This window comes from Hahella chejuensis KCTC 2396, from assembly GCF_000012985.1.
Lineage (GTDB): Bacteria > Pseudomonadota > Gammaproteobacteria > Pseudomonadales > Oleiphilaceae > Hahella > Hahella chejuensis.
Genome location: NC_007645.1, coordinates 6,316,029 through 6,333,994 on the forward strand (window position 1 = coordinate 6,316,029; position 17,966 = coordinate 6,333,994).

Here is a 17,966-nt window from a genome sequence, read left to right on the forward strand (position 1 = left end):
AATGTCTTCGAACAAGAAGATTTTCCGCAATATCATCGCCACTTTGCTCGGCGAAGGCGTGGGCGCGCTGCTCAACATCTACGTCATCGTCTTGATCGCCCGCACTCTGGGACCGGAATCCTTCGGCGACTTCGCCTTCATTCTGGCGTTTGTCGGCCTGCTGCAACTGGTCACCGACATGGGCGTCACCAATCTGCTGGTGCGGGAAATCGCGCAGAAGAGGGAGCAATACAAGTATTTCTTCGGCAACGTGCGCCTGCTGGCCTGGACGGTCACCCTGGTCGCCACAGCCCCCACCGCCATCGTCTGCCTGCTGATTCTGGAGGATCGCGACTTCGGCCTGAGTCTTTTCATTATGACGGTCGCCGCGCTGATCGTGTTTCATAGCGTGATTTATGGGGCGCTGTTCCGCGCCTTCGAACGCATGGAATTCAATGCCGCCATTTTCGTCATACACAAAGTGATTCTGCTGGCGCTTACGCTGTACTGGCGCGAGCACGACCCCAGCATCCTCGCGCTATGCGGTTATTATCTGCTGGCGAACATTTGTCAGTTCCTGCTGTTTTACGCTTGCAGCCTGACGGTTTTCAAGCGCATTCCCTGGCGCTTCGATCCCGGCCTGTGGAAATACGTGCTGTTCGAATCGGCTCCCATTGGTTTGTCCATGATGTGTCGTCGCGCCACGCTGCATGTGGACACCCTTATCCTGAAAGCGATGGCCGCGCCCCTCGCACTGGGGTTGTTCAACGCCGCCTATCGGGTGATACAGATCATCGAAATGCTGCCTTTCACGCTGTCCATCCCAATCTATCCCAAACTGGCCCGCCTGGCCCTTGGCGATAAAGCGGACTTCAGTCGCTTTCTCAATCAGGTGCTGAAGTTCTACGCCATCCTGTCGCTGCCCATCGTGGCCTATGTATTCGTCTTCGCAGAGGACATCATTGGACTGATGTATACGCCGGAGTTCGCCTCTTCCGCCAATATCCTGCAAGCGTTGGCGGTAGCGATCTTCTTTATCTTTCCGTCCTCCATCATGATTTACGTTTACTCCGCCATGGGACGGCAACGCCTGTTCACCCTGATCTCCGTCGCCACCCTGGCTACTAACGCCATCCTGGATATTCTGCTGATTCCACACCTGCACGCCTTTGGCGCTGCAGTAGGCACGGTGACTGCAGAAGCCTTGTTCATAGCCGGATCGCTCTGGTTCCTGTATCGCCAGTCCGTGCCGGTGCAATGGGTGCGCATGTCTTACAAGCCGCTGTTGGCGTCATTGTTGGCGGGCTATGCAGTGAACGCGGTTTTCGCCTCTCCGGGACTGTTGCAGTTTATCCTGGCGTCACTGCTGTTCGCCGTCGCCTATCTGGCGCTGATCCTGGTCAGCAAAACGCTGAACCAGCGCGAGTTGGCGTTCCTGACGGCGTTGATCAAGCGTCGCCCCGCCGGCAAAGGTGCGCAGTAACGTCATGAATATGCTGGCGGGGGTTCAGGCGAGTCTGATTCTGGCGATGCTGGGCGCGTTCCTTGCTCCCTGGATCAATCTGCCCTTCGCCGGCGGCGAGTCTGGCGTGCAGTACGCTGCGTCGATGGCGCTGTCTCATCCGGATATGCTGGGCCCCGTCTTATTGCTTTTGATCGCCGCGCCTTTGCTGGCGATCAGCGTCCACTTCAACAAACCAAATCTCGCTTTAACGAGCGCCGCCTTCGCCCTGGCGTTTCTGGCGTGCGTTCCCGGTTACCTCGTCGCTCTCGATCCCCATACGTTGCCGACCTACACCGACAACATTGAGGACTATCGCACGTTGAAGCGGTTCTTCAATTCCTTCTTCACGCCCAATAAAGGCCAGGCTATCGCACTCCCTGACACCGCCAGCTTTGACTCCTTGGGCGGTCGTCTTGAGCTGGCGTTTCTGTGTCTGGAGTGGGGCTGGTATATCTCCATTGGCGCCGCCGTCATCCTCTTCATGATGACGCTGTCCAAGGCCCGCCTGCGCTTCTACCCCATTGCGCTGCTCATCCTGATCACGCCGTTGGCGTTGACGCTGTACCCACCCATGCAGGCGGCCAAATACAAACAGGACGCACAATGGCGTCTGACCCAGGGCAATCCGGCGTCCGCTTTTGGCGCCATGGTCATCGCCTTCAAGCTTGACCCCCTGCTGACTTACTCCGAGCAGGCAAGCCGGCTTTTCTCGCAATTGAACGCAATGGTATTCAAACCGGAAAACCCCGCCTCCGCGCTGTACCAATCGGCGCAGCTGGAAACCGCAGGCAATCGTCAGGAAGCGCTGGACACACTGCATTCCGCCCTGCAACACCGACGCGAGGACGAGTTTTTTCCTTATGTGGCGCATCACACCAAGCGCCGTCTCGCTATTCTGACTGATCGGGTTATCAGCCGCAGCTATCGTCACGAGCAGTGGGACGAGGCCCTGCGGGCGTTGCAGGAAATGCTGCGGGTCTATCCGGAAAGCGACACCCTGCGGGCAATGGCCAGTCTCGCCTATATGCGTCAGGGCGTGCCGGAAAGTTGTCTGAGCAGCGTCTCGGCTTCGCTCGAACGGATACAAGGCTCCAGCCTGCGCGCCGACTTGCTGGCGACACAAGGGGAATGCCTGATGATGATGGGCAAAGTGGATCAGGCGCGACAGTCGTTCCAGCTTTCCATTGACGCGGACAGCGTGCGCAATCTGCGCGCCGTGCGCGGGCTCAGCGGGTCATGACCATGTTGTGGCGAAGCGCGCGACAGGGACTGCAGGCGAGTCGCAAAATCTTTCCGGCGTTGCTGGCTTTCTCCTTGCTGCTGGGGCTGATGACCACTTACGCACTGGAGCTGAAGAACCAGCAAGGCGTACGTTTGAACTGGGACGGAGCCCGGTGGATCACCGCGCCAGACGCCCGCGCCGTCAGTTATTTCCGCAAAGTATTCATTGTGCGCGCCGCGCCTTATAAAGCTTTCTTGAAGCTCGCGGGAACGGAGAATTACAAACTCTATATCAACGGCGTGGAGATTGCGGTGAAATCCGCCCCCACGTCTGAGCCAATCTGGCTCGGCGCGGTGGAGTCGTACTTACGCCCAGGTAGAAATGTCATCGCCGTTCGCGTGGAAAAATCCTCCCTCGGCGGCGCGCCGGCAATGATATTGTCTCTGCGGGTTCAAGACAGCCAGGGGCAGGAACAGCTTCTGGTCAGCGACAACGCCTGGAAAGCGTCCTTCACCCCCGCCAGTGGCGGCGCCGATAACCGCATATGGTATCAGTATGGTTTTTACGACGCTGACTGGCGGACGCCGCATTTAGCCAATGGGTTAGAACCGCCCTCCATCAGCGGCAACGTGGATTACGGCTATTTCCTGTGGAGCCGCACCAGCGCATTGGAGCCAGTCTGGCGCAGCGGCGGCGACAGAGCATCGGAAGCCCGTTTTGTGCTGACCTTGCCTTTCTCCCGCGCCGCGCTGCAAAACGCCTGGTTGATGACGCAATGTAACGGAACCTTCAAGGTAAACGTCAATCAACGCCGTTTGGGCGACTACGCCAGCGACTATCCGCAGATCAAAGTCATTAATCTGTTCCAGCCTTTGGGCGCCGGTCCGGCGAATAAAATTGAGGTATTCGCCGATTGCGATCCGGCGCATGGCATTGGATTGCAGGCCGTGGCGCAGACAGGCGAGGATCGTTTCATCAGCTTTCCCGGCATAGACTGGCGCGTCAGTCCCGTCAGCGCCACGGACGCGCCTGCGCATTACGAGCGCCCCGCCTATACGCCGCATATCCGTCAGGTGTCGACGGAGTCAGTGGAAAACGCGCCAATCCGTTTCGAAGACCCCAGCCTGGAGGTCATGCGGCAAATCAGTTACCCCGAATTGATTTTGCGCGCATTGAAGTGGTGTGCAATCTGGTTATTGCTCAACGTTCTTACCAGCGCAGGACTGTTGTTAGCGCTGGGAGGACTGCCCCGTCTTGTCGCTGCGATAAACTTGCTGCTGACCTCTCTCGCCTGCTTCGGCGCTTTGTTGTGCGCGCTTGCGCTGGATGCGCGTCTGCTCACCACAACGATATTCAATCTGAGCGTCGTCACCGGACTGTTTGGCGCAGCCTTGATGAGCCAGGCTGTATCAGCCTTGCAGTTACGCTCTGCACACTTTGAACCCGGACCTGTTTCCAAAACACAGCAGATCAGCGGCGCGGGCGTCCACCGGCAGGTCCTGGAGGAAAGCCTATGAGCTACCAAGGCGTATCGCAATGGACGAAATGGCCGCGGCTGCGCGACCAGGTTTATTCACTTCCCGTGATCCTGCTGATTGCGACGGCGCTGATTACTCTCTCTTTCAGTCTGCGCATCGGCGGCCTGGATGCGCGCGCGCTCACTATTGACGAAGCCACTATCGCCAGCTTCGTCGAAGGGGTGTTGGACAAGGGTTATCCCCACATTTTCGTCAGCACCATGGAAGTCCCCCTGGCCACTTATGAACTGGTGCCCTACTTTCTGGCGCTGTCAGTGAAACTGGGCGGCTTTTCCGAGTTCACCCTACGGCTGCCGGCGCTGTTATTCTCCACTGGCGTGTTGGGATTGATATTCTGGATCAGCCTGCGTCGCTTTGGACTGGCGGCGGCGATTATCGCCGGATTGCTGTACAGTCTTTCAAGCTGGTCTATCTATTGGTCGCAGAACGCATTTCATCCGGCGCAGACGCAGTTCTTCACGCTGCTAACCGCCACAGCGGTTTATCACCTGATACAGCAGGAGCGGGTTCGGCTGCGTTTCGCATTGTTGGTTTGGGCGCTGTTCTCGGTGACCTATCTGAGCTGGGAAGGTTCTGGGTTTCTGCTTCCAGTGATGGCCGTCATCGTGCTTATCTTCAAACGGAACAATCTGGTCTGGATCTTCCAGCGCAATCTCTGGGTGATGTATCTGCTGGTGATATTAACCCTGGTCGCTCAGGGCGTGCGTCGTGTGGTTCTGCAACAGCCGCACCTGATGCTGGGCTCCGGCAAAGGCGATGTCAGTCTGCCGCAGCTGGGCTTTCTGAAGGACAGCTGGGAGCCGGGCTTTTACTTCATCAACTTCTTCGGCATGGAAACCCATCTCATCACCGGCGCGGTATTCCTGCTCGGCGCTTACTACGCCTGGAAGCGTCCAACGCTGCGCTTTTATTATCTGGTGTTTCTTATCACGCTGTTGTGTCTCAGTAATTTTCTGCTGTTCTACAACGCCCACTATGTGTTCTTCATCTATCCGTTTTTCATTATCAGCGTCGGCGCCATTCTTGCGTTTTTGATTGAGGATGTAACGCGCCTCACTATCCGAGTGAAAGCCCCGGCGGCGGCGGCGATCGCCAGCTTCAATCTGGCGGCGCTCTTATTGATGGCGGTGATGTCGATGAACTCCAACCTGATCCATTTTTACAGCATCGGAAATCTGGGCCATCTGGGCTTTCGTTCTGACTATCGGGACGGTTTCGCCGGCGTGGACTACCGCAAAGTCTCCGCCACATTGAAGCAGGGCTATCGTGAAGGCGACAAAGTCATCAGCATGGCGCCGATGCCGACCAAACTGTACGCCGGCATTACGCCGGACTATTTCCTGCAAACTATTACCGATCGCAAGATCGTCTACGACCGTAACCTGGACTCCCCCTTCTATCGGGACAAGTTTCTGGGCACGGTGGTGCTTCGCAGCGGCAGGGAGCTACAGGATGTACTGAACCAAAACAATCGGGTCTGGCTGGTGGCCTCCCCCTGGAATGCGATGACGCTGGTCATCGACGCGGACACCTTGCAATTCGTCCAACACAGTATGCGCGTGGTGGATGAGAGTTACGACGCCATACTCTTTTTATGGCAGAAATGAACAAGGGGAAATGTAATGAACATGGAAGCTAGAGCAACGCACATTCGCTGCATCATTCTGGCCGGCGGCAAGGGCGCCCGGCTACGTTCACGGGTTGCGGACCTGCCCAAACCCATGGCGCCGGTGGATAACCGCCCATTTCTGGAGTTGCTGCTGGATCAGCTCGAACAGCAGAACATTCACGATATAGTGTTGTCCCTCGGATATAAAAGCGAGCATATCGTGCGCCACTTCGCAGAGCGCCCCCGTGAAACCCAGCGCCTGGAGTTCGTTATCGAAGACGCGCCCATGGGGACCGGCGGCGCCATCCGTATGGCGGCGGAACGACATCCTGCGCCTTACTATCTGGTGCTCAATGGAGACAGCTTTTGCCATACCGACCTGCAGGATTTTATTTCCTCTGTTTACCGCAGTGAGTTCACCAACGGCATGCTGGCCGCGCTACAGCCTGATTGCTCCCGTTACGGCAAACTCACCGTGCACAAACACAGCGGCAAAGTGATCATGATTGAGGAGAAAAAACCGAACGCCGGCCCTGGCCTGATCAACGCCGGCGTCTATTTCCTCAGCGCCGAGTTCTTACATAAACACTGCCTGCAACAGGGCGCGTTTTCGTTCGAACAAACCGCCTTTCCGGCTTTGGTGGGCGGAGGACTGTACGCCTATACCAAGGCCGGTCCGTTTATCGATATCGGCATACCCGAAGACTATGACTTTTTATGCGCCCACAAGGAGCAGTTCTTTCCACAGCGGGAAGCAACCCTTTCTGCGCTTAGTGAGTGAGCCAGGACAATCAGGAGGATGACCAATGAACATTGACATGGAATATGTAAAAGAACGCATCAGAGATTCGATTGCAGTCAAACAGCGCGTGCTCGCGGACCAAGCGCTGATGGAAAAAGTGCTCCGTCTGGGTCAGGTCTGCGTTGAAGTTTATAAAAGGGGCAATAAGGTTATCCTGGCGGGCAATGGCGGCAGCGCGGCGGATGCGCAGCACATCGCAGCGGAATTCGTCAGCCGCTTTGAATTTGATCGTCCCGGATTGCCCGCCCTGGCGGTGACCACGGATACGTCCATGCTCACGGCCATCGGCAATGATTATGGCTACGAGCGGGTTTTCGCGCGTCAGGTGGAGGCCAACGCCAAACCCGGCGACCTGTTTATCGGCATCACGACATCCGGTAATTCCAAAAACATACTGGTCGCTCTGGAGAGCGCCAAAGAAATGGACCTGATCACCGCCGCCTTCGCCGGTTCCGGCGGCAAGGTGCAGGAGCTGGCGGAGCACGTCATCAACGTTCCCTCCACACATACGCCAAGAATTCAGGAATGCCACATCATGATCGGACACATTATCTGCGGTATCGTGGAAGACGCGATATTCGGCGAAGCCGCCGCCTGAACTGGAACTCACAAAACTGACAAGGACACGATTATGTTGGACATACCGCAACTCCTCTCCCGAGTGAAACTGTTCCGTAAAAAGGCCGCTGTGCGCTGCGCCATGTGCTCAATGGGCGGCGTCGGCTCTACCGCTCTGGCGCGCCATATCGGCTCTATCTCCGATAAAACCATCCGCGAGCACGCCTATACGCCCGCTGTATATGACGATGAAGTCGACATCCGGCTCGGTTACATGTTCGGCAATCCTTACGACGCGGTGCTCTCACTGTTTCGCCGCAATTATCAGGACATGCACGCAAAAGCCATGAACGTGAACAGCCCCACTCCGGCGCGTTCGCTGCGCGGCATGACGCTGGAAGAGTATTTGGAAAGAGGCGTGGATGAATTCAATATCGAGCGCCAGTTTGATAACTGGGTCAGTACTTTGTCCCCCAAACACCCGACTATCCTGGTCAAATACGAGAGCCTGGGATCGACCATCGACAAGGTGCTGGAGTTCTTCCAATGCGAGGAGCCGTTCGAGCTGAAACGCAGGAACTCCTCCTGGGTGGATCAGCCTTCACGCATCATTGAAGGGCTGCAGCTGATTTACGGCGATGTCGCCGCCAAGATAGACGCCATGCCGCCATTAAAGATATTACTGCCGGAAAGCGCTCACACCCAGACTCTGAACGCTGTCACCAGCTGATCCCCACACAATCCCGGAGGCGACGCCTCCGGGTTGAGCGCCTACTTGATCGCATTGTTCGCACTGGAGTGAAAACCACCCATTTGCGGAGAAATATCCGTATTCAGTAGGTCCTGGTTCCAGACTTCGATGTATTATTAATCAGGCAGTCAAATAGCTTCCTTCTATTTGTCTGCAACAACAGGGCCTGCACATGTCAGGCCCTGTCTCCCGCGGCTTGCCGCCGCGCAGGCGCATCCATGCGCCTGGTTATTAACATGCCAATATCATTGCCATATTAATAATCTCGCCGCCATGAGGCCTGATCGCATCAGAACGACAGACCACTGATAAGTTCGCAACAACATAGTTTATCCCATAACTTCAGCGCCGGACCTACCGACGAACATGCAATCCATCGCCCGCAACTACCTGAACACGGACATTTGGCGAGGGCATCATATAAGGACGAAACTGATCAAAAAAGAAACGATCTGTAAAAGCAGGGGGAATAGCGACAGCTGTAACCATATTCAAACAAACAGCAATAAATTCATAAGGATATGTTGCAATAAGTGAGTCATAGTCTTCTTTTATAAAGACATGCAACGCTAAAATAGCCAATAAAAAGCATGTCTGTCGCCCAGCAACAACGATGCTGCGAGAGGCCTCAAATCAGCAAAGGGAAGGCAATATGAAAAGCATAATAAAGCTGGCGCTGTCCATCGCCTTGAACGCCAGTATCCTGGGTTGCGCCACGTACTCTCAACCTGTCCGCTTTTACGACGCATCCTCTTGCGAGTACCGAATCACCAGTCTGCGGCAAGACATTCATACCTGTTACGGGGAAGCATTTCCGATCGAGTATGCGGTATTAGTCGCAGCGCAAAGCGACGATCAGATTTTTCGTGGGCAGTTGAAAACGTTGGCGGGCTTCGACTGGGAACATGAACGCGCCATCCTCATTACCGCGCTAGCCAGCAAAGCGAATAACGACGGCTATCACACCGATGTGAAAACTGCTCAGGATGTATTGGGAGCCAGTCATTTCATGATTCAACTGTATTCTCACGAAGGCGAATTACTCGCGGAATCCAATGAGCAGGTGGATTTAGGTTGGATTCGGGCTAATCAGAGGTAGAGGACGGCGAAGCGCTGGTCATCACCGCTTCGCCTTGAGATCGCGAACTGGATTACCAGGGATAAGCCGCTTCTTTCACTTCCGGGGAGGGAGAAGAAGTGACTTTCAGCGCCAACGTCAGTTTCGCGGGAGCGCCGCCTTCGAGCACGATTTTACCTTCTGAAAAAGCGTCATCATCTTTACCGCGTTTACCGATGAGGACTTCTTCCGCGCCATTTTTGGACGCATGGTAAAGCGCTTCCTCCATATCGATCTGAAAGATTCGCCCCAGAATCGTTCGAGTGCCTCTTGCTCTCTCCCATACTTCCAAACAGGGCGAAGGCTTGCCATTTTTGGAGCCCTCTTTAGTGATCAACTCGACTTGATATTCCGTGCCGGTCTCAAAGTCCTTTTTTGCGATATCCAATATTGTAGTCATATCCTACTCCCTTGTTTCTGCTGTTAGTTTTTTTATACGCCGTTATGTCTTAACGGCCTGGCCCCAGCATTATGGCACAATATAACGATTGATTTGGGCGCATGTCCCCTACCAAAGGCCCTCCGTCGCCTTCCAATCACTAACCTACAGGCAGAAACGAGGCGCTCAAGTTACAGCGCCACGGCAGATCCGCTCCAGAAGTTCGGGAAATTCAATACCGGCGGCCCTCGCCGCTTGCGGCAATAGACTGTTCGCAGTCATCCCCGGCAACGAATTACCTTCCAGACACCATACTGCGCCGTTATCCTCCACACGGAAATCGATTCGGCTGTACACGCCCAACTTCAGCGCGGCATGCGCACGCAATGCGATCTCCTGCATAGCGGCGGCGTCAGTCTCAGAAATATTCGCCGGAAATATTTCGCTGGCGGCGCCCACCTGATACTTGGCGTGGTAATCAAATATCTCGTTAGGAACGATGATTTCGCCTACTAGCAACGCCCGCCCATCTAATATTCCGACAGTGAATTCTCGTCCAGGGATGAACTTCTCAATCATGACTTCATCGTCGTAATTCATCGCAAGCTCAATCGCCTTCGCCAACTCCGACGCTTCCCGCACCACGCTTAAACCAACCGTGGAACCTTGCTTGCTGGGTTTGACGACCACTGGCCAACCTAACTTTTGCGCCACTTCATCACTGCTCGCTGGCGCCATCAACCAATCCGGCGTGGGTACGCCGGCGGCGCGGAACAGTTGCTTACTCAGGTCTTTGTCCATGGCCACCGCACTCGCAATATGATTACTGCCGGTATACGCCAGACCAGCCAGATCCAACATTGCCTGAATCCGTCCGTCTTCTCCTGCGCCGCCATGCAACGCCAGAAAAACAACATCAACGTCACGGATATTAAAAGCCTCCGCAGACAAGGCGATAGCGCGACCTCGCACATCGGCGATAACCGACGTCGACGGCGGCTCCGGCGCCACACCCGCTTGCAGAAGACGCATTTCATCCGTCCCAGACAGTTGTCCAGTGGCCGTATCCACGGAAAACACCTCATGCCCCAGACTACGCAGCGCCGGAATAATTTGCGCGGCGCTGGCGATAGAGACATCCCGCTCTTCACTCGTGCCGCCGAATAAAACTGCGATTTTCATGGCCCTTATTCTCCTCACCCGAAACGTAAAAACAAAAAAGCCCCGAGATAATGGGGCTTTCAAGTCAGGCTGTCACAGCGCTACGCCTTAAATATTCTTTAGCTTCCGAATCAAAAAGGAATGTCGTCGTCAAAGTCGTCCATCGGCTCTGGCATGGGCGGCTTAGGTTGCTGAGGCTGTTGCGGGCGTTGTTGCGCCTGATTCGGAGCGGAGTAACCACCGCTTGACGCGCCGAAGTTATTGTTAGGGGCTCCGCCATAATTGTTGTTGGAAGAAGCGCCGCCATAATTACCGGCGGGCGCAGCGGCTGGAGCGCTGCCGTAACTGTCGCCGGAGGGAGCTGATTGTTGCCAGCCGTCATTGTAACCTTGCGAGTTATCCATACCACCGCCGCCACTGCGGCTGTCGAGCATCTGCATCTGACCTTGCATATCTACAACAATCTCAGTGCTGTAGCGATCCTGCCCAGACTGATCCTGCCACTTACGGGTTTGCAGACGACCTTCAATATATACTTTGGAGCCTTTTCTCAGATACTGAGCGGCGATCTCCGCCAACTTACCGAACAGCACAACCCGGTGCCATTCCGTACGGGGAACCAGCTGTCCCGTCTGCTTGTCTTTATAACTCTCGTCAGTCGCCAACCTCAGGTTGGAAATCGCGCTGCCGGAGGGGGTATAACGTGTTTCCGGATCGCTACCCAAATTACCAATTAGAATTACTTTATTTACACCACGCGCCATATCGCTCTCCAAACGTTATCCCTCAACCTGGGCGGTGAGAGGGTAATTTATCAGCGCTTTCTCATCAAAGCGCTGTCTATCAATTTTCAAGTACGCCAAGTGCTCTTCGATCACCAACGTGACGTCTTCAACACCATGAATTTGCGTCAGTTCCTGCGCTATCTTATCCGCTGCGTCCACATTGAACGGCTGCAACGGCAGCACATAACTCGCTGTATAGGGAGGATCAGGCATGAACAGGGACACTCCGCCCCATACTACCGCCATCACTGTACAAAGACCATACACTCCCATCAAACCAAACTTCTGGTAAGCCAGTCCACCTAGGACGCCCCCTAGAAAGGCCCCGAAAAACTGGGAGCTGGAGTACACGCCCATTGCCGTACCTCGCATGCCGGCAGGGGCGACTTTACTGACCAGTGAAGGTAAAGTCGCTTCTAAGAAGTTGAAAGCCAAGAAGAAGCCGAACACAGCCAGGGTAAACCCGATAAAGTCGTTCACTCCTTTCATCACAATCATGAGTGCGACCGCCATTAACCAGACCGCTCCAGTGAAAACCTGCCGCAGAAGTCGTTTCTTTTCACCAATGATGATCAGCGGAATCATAAATACAAAAGCTGCGCCCATCACCGCCAAGTAAAACCAGCCGTGCCGATCTGCAACCATATTAAATTTATCCGCCAATGTAACCGGCATTGCGACGAACATCGCCGTCAAAATCATGTGGAGCGAGAATATTCCCCAGTTCAGACGCATTAACTCTTTATGCTGGAAGACATTTCTCAACGCCGAGCGGAGCACTATTGTTTCCAAGTTACGCCGCTGTTGTAACGGGGTCGGCACTTTATACAACAAAATCATTCCTGACAACGCCATACAGGCCGTCGCCCAAAACAGCCCGGCCAATCCCGCGAAGCCTGAAATAAGCGGCCCTAAAACCAGCGCCAACGCGAAGGACAAGCCAATCGTCATCCCCACGGACGCCATGGCTTTGGTGCGATTCTCTTCCTGCGTCAGGTCACTGAGCAGCGCCATCAAAACACTGGCGATCGCCCCTGCTCCTTGCAACAGGCGCCCAAAGATAACGCCATAAATATTATCGCTTAATGCTGCAACGACGCTGCCAAGACAGAACACACCCAAACCGATAAATATTAACTTCTTGCGGCCAAAACGATCGGACAACGCCCCAAAAGGCACCTGCATCACAGCCTGACTCAAGCCATATACGCCTATGGCGAGGCCAAGCAGTGCGGGCGTTGCGCCCTCAAGCTCTCTCCCCAACACCATGAAAACCGGCAGCACCATAAACAACCCAAGCATTCGCATGGCGTACAGCGAAGCCAGCGCGGAGACAGCGCGGCGCTCCTGGGGCATAAACCTCTGCGTCTTTTGCATTTAACTACCGTACCAGTCCATCAAAAAGCGCATATTGTAGCATTTGACCAGCCACTTATTAATCGATTCGCAGTGGCTTTGCCCATCCTGTTTCCGTACTTATATAATGACCGGCTGTAAATTCCGGAGGTGAAAAGAATTTTATGGACACGATCCAAGTCCGCGGAGCCCGAACCCACAATCTTAAGAATGTCGACCTGGACTTGCCGAGAGACAAGCTCATCGTCATTACCGGGCTGTCAGGCTCAGGCAAGTCATCCCTGGCTTTCGATACGCTCTACGCGGAAGGCCAGCGGCGCTATGTGGAGTCACTATCCACTTACGCCAGACAGTTCCTGTCCATGATGGAGAAGCCGGACGTTGACCACATAGAAGGTCTCTCCCCCGCTATTTCCATCGAACAGAAATCCACCTCCCACAACCCTCGCTCCACTGTCGGCACCATTACTGAAATTTACGATTACCTGCGTCTGCTATATGCACGCGCCGGCGAACCTCGCTGCCCGGATCACGACATCGTTCTCGAAGCCCAGACAGTCAGCCAGATGGTGGACCGTATCCTGGAGTTGCCTCAAGACAGTAAATGGATGTTGCTGGCTCCTGTAATACGCAATCGCAAGGGCGAACATCTGCACGTGATTGAAGGCCTTCGAGCGCAGGGCTTCATTCGAGCGCGCATCGACGGCATCGTGACAGATCTCGACGACATTCCCCAACTGGATAAAAAGCGCAAGCATACAATTGAGGTCGTCGTCGACCGACTTAAAATTCGTGAAGACATCCAAACCCGCTTGGCGGAGTCCCTCGAAACCTGCATTGAGCTGGCGGAAGGTGTAGTCATCGCAGCACCAATGGATGGTGACGGAGAAGAGCTTATCTTTTCGGCGTTATTCGCCTGTCCCGAGTGCGGCTATAGCGTCAGCGAGCTGGAGCCAAGAGTATTTTCCTTCAACAATCCCGCCGGCGCGTGCCCCAGCTGCGACGGTCTCGGAGTGAAGCAGTATTTCGATCCTGACAAGCTGGTGGAGCGTCCAGAGCTGACGTTGGCGGAGGGAGCGATCAAAGGATGGGACAGACGCAGCGTATTCTACTTTCAAATGCTGACCAGCCTAGCCGAGCATTATGATGTCGACATAGAAACGCCTTTTGAAGCACTTCCCGAGTCGTTTCGAAATGCGCTTTTAAAAGGCAGTGGACGAACGGACATCAAGTTCAAATATGTAAATAGCCGCGGAGACATTGTCTTCAGAGAGCACCCATTCGAAGGCATATTGCCGAATATTGAGCGCCGTTACCGGGAAACGGACTCACAAATGGTGCGCGACGAGTTGTCTAAGTTCCTTACTCAAAAGTCCTGCCCAGATTGCCACGGCAGCCGATTGAAGCGCTCTTCTCGTCATGTGTTTATCGACAATAAGAGCCTGCCTGACACCTCGCACATGGCCATTGGCGACGCCAGTAACTTCTTTCATCACTTGTCGCTGCCGGGTCGTAAAGGTGAAATTGCGGCGAAAATCGTTAAAGAAATTCAGCTACGCCTTCAGTTTCTCGTTAACGTTGGTTTGGACTACCTCACCTTGGATCGCAGCGCGGAAACGCTTTCCGGTGGCGAAGCCCAACGTATCAGATTGGCCAGTCAGATCGGCGCAGGCCTCGTAGGAGTGATGTATGTTCTTGATGAACCATCCATTGGTCTCCATCAAAGAGATAACGACCGCTTACTGGCCACACTGACGCATCTGAGAGATCTCGGCAACACTGTCATCGTGGTTGAGCATGACGAAGACGCCATTCGTATGGCGGACTATGTCGTGGATATTGGTCCCGGCGCGGGAGTTCATGGCGGAGAAATCGTTGCGCACGGCTCTCCTGAACAGGTCATGGCTAGTGATAAATCCATCACAGGTCAATACCTCAAGGGAACGCGATGTATTGCGATACCAGAACAAAGAGTCCAGCCGGACCCAGACAAGCAACTGATCATTAGCGGGGCCACCGGGAATAACCTGCAGTCGGTCACGCTAAAAGTTCCTGTCGGACTGTTTACCTGCATCACTGGTGTATCAGGGTCAGGTAAGTCCACATTGATCAATAGCACTCTGTATCCAATCGCCGCCACCAAACTTAATATGGCGACCACTCTAACCGCCGAGCCTTATGAGTCAATAGAAGGTCTGGATCACTTCGATAAAGTTATAGATATCGACCAAAGCCCAATAGGACGCACTCCAAGATCCAACCCTGCTACCTATACAGGCATATTCACTCCAATTAGAGAGCTTTTCGCAGCGACTCAAGAAGCAAGGTCTCGCGGTTACAAACCGGGAAGATTCAGCTTTAACGTACGTGGAGGGCGCTGTGAAGCCTGTCAGGGAGACGGAGTCATCAAAGTTGAAATGCACTTTTTGCCTGACCTGTATGTCCCCTGCGATGTATGTAAAGGGAAACGCTATAATCGTGAAACTCTTGAAGTCACCTACAAAGGCAAGTCCATACATGACGTGCTGGAAATGACAGTAGAAGACGCTCGAGAATTTTTCGACGCCATCCCAGCAATCGCCAAAAAGCTGCAAACGTTGATTGACGTGGGCCTCTCCTATATCGGCCTTGGCCAGAGCGCGGTCACTTTGTCGGGGGGCGAAGCCCAGCGCGTTAAGCTATCTCGTGAGTTATCCAAGAGAGATACGGGTAAAACCTTGTACATTCTTGACGAACCCACCACAGGCCTGCATTTCTTTGATATTGATCAGCTACTTAAGGTATTGCATCGTCTGCGTGATCATGGAAATACGATTGTTGTCATTGAACATAACCTTGATGTCATTAAAACAGCGGACTGGATCATCGACCTGGGCCCAGAAGGCGGAAGCCGGGGCGGATTGATTATTGCCGAGGGTGCGCCTGAAACCGTAAAAGACAATGAGAAGTCTCATACCGCTCATTTCTTGAAACGCATTCTGGAAAGTTAGCTACCTAGCAGAGAATGTCAGGGAGTAGCGATAAATCAAAGCTCCCTGATCTAAGAAAATGCCTGCATTTGATTCAGGCATAAAAAAAGCCGCTAAAAGCGGCTTTTTAATATCCGAGAAGAACTTACTCTTCGTTGTCGCCTTCGGCTTCAACTACCGGACGGTCCACTAGCTCAACAAAAGCCATTGGAGCGCTATCGCCCGGTCTCAGACCACACTTGAGAATACGCAGATAACCACCAGGGCGATCTTTGTAACGAGGACCAATCTCTTCGAACAGCTTGGTCACAGCATCTCTGCTTCTCAGACGGGAGAAAGCAAGACGGCGGTTTGCAACAGAATCACTTTTAGCCAAAGTGATCAGCGGCTCAGCCACTCTTCTCAGTTCTTTCGCTTTGGGCACCGTGGTTTTGATCAGCTCATGCTCTACCAACGATGCCGCCATATTCCGGAACATCGACTTGCGATGCGCGCTAGTCCGGTTAAATTTACGACCACTTTTACGATGACGCATCTTCTTTATCCTTCAACTACACTGTTGGCGCGCATTAGCCGCCTAATACCCGATCATCGCCCCGAATGCTGGCGGGAGGCCAGTTTTCAAGACGCATACCTAAAGACAAGCCGCGTGAAGCAAGCACGTCTTTAATTTCGGTTAATGATTTCTTTCCCAGGTTAGGAGTCTTCAGAAGCTCCACCTCAGTGCGTTGAATGAGATCACCGATATAGTAGATGTTCTCAGCTTTTAAGCAGTTCGCTGAACGCACAGTCAGTTCTAAATCATCAACCGGCCGCAGAAGAATCGGATCGATCTCTTCTTGCTCTTCAACTTTTTCTGGCTCATTTTGCTGATCAAAATCTACAAAGACAGCAAGCTGCTGTTGCAGAATTGTCGCCGCCCTACGGATTGCTTCCTCAGGGTCAATCGTTCCGTTTGTTTCCAAGTCGATAACCAACTTGTCCAAATCGGTACGCTGCTCAACCCGAGCGCTTTCAACGTTATAAGCAACACGGAGCACTGGGCTGAAAGAGGAGTCAAGCTGCAATCTTCCAATTGCTCTTGTCTCATCATCAGCTGAGTTCCGTTGATCCGCAGGCTCATAACCACGCCCACGAGCCACTTTCAGTTTCATCTTAACGTCGCCATTTGAGTTAAGGTTGCAAATAACCATATCTGGATTTGCAATCTCAACATCATGATCAAGCTGGATATCGCTAGCCAGTACTGGCCCAGCGCCCTTCTTGTTCAGGGACAACGTTGCTTCATCGCGGTTGTGCATCTTGATGGCGAGATTCTTCAAGTTCAGAAGAATCTCAATCACATCTTCCTGCACACCTTCAACGGTGCTGTACTCGTGAAGAACGCCGTCGATCTCAACTTCGACGACAGCGCAACCCGGCATTGAAGACAGCAAAATGCGGCGTAATGCACTTCCTAAAGTATGCCCGAAACCGCGTTCGAGCGGCTCCAGGGTCACCTTTGCGTGAGTCGCATTGATTTGATTCACCTCGATAGTACGAGGTGTAAGAAATTCGTTTAATGAACGCTGCATAGACGCCCCTACTGGCTAAATTAGTTGCTGGCCTTACTTAGAGTAGAGCTCCACAATCAGGTTTTCGTTAATATCTGGAGACAGATCAGTACGTTCAGGAACTGACTTGAAGGTTCCAGACATCTTCGCAGCATCAACTTCAATCCACTCCAGAGTTGCGCGTTGTGCGGCTAACTCGAGTGAGCCTTTAATGCGAAGCTGATTCTTTGATTTCTCGCGAATGCTTACTACATCGCCAGGCTTGACCTGATAGGACGGAATATTTACAGCCTTACCATTTACCAGAATCGCCTTGTGTGACACCAGCTGACGGGCTTCGGAGCGGGTGGAGCCGAATCCCATGCGGTATACAACATTATCCAGACGACGCTCTAACAATTGGAGCAAGTTCTCGCCTGTAGCGCCTTTAATACGGGCTGCTTCTTTGTAGTAGTTACGGAATTGCTTTTCCAAAACTCCGTACATACGACGTACTTTTTGCTTCTCACGCAACTGTAGACCATAGTCGGAAAGACGACCACGACGCTGGCCATGTTGCCCAGGAGCAGTCTCCATGTTGCACTTGCTGTCAAGTGCGCGAGCTCCGCTCTTCAAAAACAGGTCTGTGCCTTCACGGCGAGACAATTTACATTTCGGTCCGATATAACGAGCCATTAGACTTC

Annotated in this window: 17 protein-coding genes; 9 read left to right on the forward strand and 8 right to left on the reverse strand. The window is 53.6% G+C overall.

The window, feature by feature from the left end; all coding sequences use genetic code 11:
* Position 1: 1 nt before the first annotated feature.
* Genes HCH_RS27770 through HCH_RS27800 form a run of 7 tightly spaced genes read left to right on the forward strand, consistent with a single transcriptional unit; the run spans position 2 to position 7,942 of the window.
* Entirely contained in the window at positions 2-1,462 is a 1,461-nt protein-coding gene (locus HCH_RS27770; protein WP_011399879.1) for a flippase, read from the forward strand.
* Between the two features lie 4 nt (positions 1,463-1,466).
* Positions 1,467-2,723, forward strand: a complete 1,257-nt coding sequence (locus tag HCH_RS27775; protein ID WP_011399880.1) for a bacterial transcriptional activator domain-containing protein — start codon at positions 1,467-1,469, stop codon at positions 2,721-2,723.
* Between the two features lie 2 nt (positions 2,724-2,725).
* Entirely contained in the window at positions 2,726-4,222 is a 1,497-nt protein-coding gene (locus tag HCH_RS27780; protein WP_011399881.1) for a hypothetical protein, read from the forward strand.
* Entirely contained in the window at positions 4,219-5,850 is a 1,632-nt protein-coding gene (locus HCH_RS27785) for a glycosyltransferase family 39 protein (RefSeq protein ID WP_011399882.1), read from the forward strand. Before HCH_RS27780 ends, HCH_RS27785 begins: the two co-directional genes overlap by 4 nt.
* Positions 5,851-5,865: 15 nt before the next feature.
* Entirely contained in the window at positions 5,866-6,633 is a 768-nt protein-coding gene (locus tag HCH_RS27790; RefSeq protein WP_049781115.1) for a nucleotidyltransferase family protein, read from the forward strand.
* A 25-nt stretch (positions 6,634-6,658) separates the two neighbouring features.
* Positions 6,659-7,252, forward strand: a complete 594-nt coding sequence (locus tag HCH_RS27795; protein WP_011399884.1) for a D-sedoheptulose-7-phosphate isomerase — start codon at positions 6,659-6,661, stop codon at positions 7,250-7,252.
* Between the two features lie 33 nt (positions 7,253-7,285).
* Positions 7,286-7,942, forward strand: a complete 657-nt coding sequence (locus HCH_RS27800) for a hypothetical protein (RefSeq protein ID WP_011399885.1) — start codon at positions 7,286-7,288, stop codon at positions 7,940-7,942.
* Positions 7,943-8,317: 375 nt separating this feature from the next.
* On the opposite strand, the gene HCH_RS34020 is transcribed toward HCH_RS27800, so the two are convergent.
* Positions 8,318-8,545, reverse strand: a complete 228-nt coding sequence (locus HCH_RS34020) for a hypothetical protein (RefSeq protein WP_011399886.1) — start codon at positions 8,543-8,545, stop codon at positions 8,318-8,320.
* A gap of 70 nt (positions 8,546-8,615) precedes the next feature.
* On the opposite strand from HCH_RS34020, the gene HCH_RS27805 reads away from it, so the two are divergent.
* On the forward strand, positions 8,616-9,062 hold the full coding sequence (locus HCH_RS27805; protein WP_011399888.1) for a hypothetical protein: 447 nt from the start codon (positions 8,616-8,618) through the stop codon (positions 9,060-9,062).
* 52 nt (positions 9,063-9,114) lie between these two features.
* Here HCH_RS27805 and HCH_RS27810 read toward each other — a convergent pair whose 3' ends face one another.
* From HCH_RS27810 to HCH_RS27825, 4 genes are all read right to left on the reverse strand, one after another.
* Entirely contained in the window at positions 9,115-9,480 is a 366-nt protein-coding gene (locus HCH_RS27810; protein ID WP_011399889.1) for a hypothetical protein, read from the reverse strand.
* 165 nt (positions 9,481-9,645) lie between these two features.
* Positions 9,646-10,641, reverse strand: coding sequence for a D-alanine--D-alanine ligase family protein (locus HCH_RS27815; protein WP_011399890.1), 996 nt, complete (start codon positions 10,639-10,641; stop codon positions 9,646-9,648).
* Positions 10,642-10,751: 110 nt separating this feature from the next.
* Entirely contained in the window at positions 10,752-11,384 is a 633-nt protein-coding gene (gene ssb / locus HCH_RS27820) for a single-stranded DNA-binding protein (protein WP_011399891.1), read from the reverse strand.
* Between the two features lie 15 nt (positions 11,385-11,399).
* Positions 11,400-12,782: an MFS transporter gene (locus tag HCH_RS27825; RefSeq protein WP_011399892.1), complete on the reverse strand. Its 1,383-nt coding sequence runs from the start codon at positions 12,780-12,782 to the stop codon at positions 11,400-11,402.
* Positions 12,783-12,925: 143 nt separating this feature from the next.
* Between HCH_RS27825 and uvrA the strand changes: the two genes are divergently transcribed.
* The gene (gene uvrA / locus HCH_RS27830) at positions 12,926-15,751 is read left to right on the forward strand and encodes an excinuclease ABC subunit UvrA (RefSeq protein ID WP_011399893.1); all 2,826 of its coding nucleotides are present in this window, start codon (positions 12,926-12,928) and stop codon (positions 15,749-15,751) included.
* A gap of 124 nt (positions 15,752-15,875) precedes the next feature.
* On the opposite strand, the gene rplQ is transcribed toward uvrA, so the two are convergent.
* Genes rplQ through rpsD form a run of 3 tightly spaced genes read right to left on the reverse strand, consistent with a single transcriptional unit; the run spans position 15,876 to position 17,958 of the window.
* The gene (rplQ, locus tag HCH_RS27835) at positions 15,876-16,265 is read right to left on the reverse strand and encodes a 50S ribosomal protein L17 (RefSeq protein ID WP_011399894.1); all 390 of its coding nucleotides are present in this window, start codon (positions 16,263-16,265) and stop codon (positions 15,876-15,878) included.
* 34 nt (positions 16,266-16,299) lie between these two features.
* A complete protein-coding gene (locus HCH_RS27840) occupies positions 16,300-17,304 on the reverse strand; it encodes a DNA-directed RNA polymerase subunit alpha (RefSeq protein ID WP_011399895.1) in 1,005 nt (334 codons plus the stop codon).
* A 33-nt stretch (positions 17,305-17,337) separates the two neighbouring features.
* A complete protein-coding gene (gene rpsD / locus HCH_RS27845) occupies positions 17,338-17,958 on the reverse strand; it encodes a 30S ribosomal protein S4 (protein WP_011399896.1) in 621 nt (206 codons plus the stop codon).
* Between the last annotated feature and the right edge of the window lie 8 nt (positions 17,959-17,966).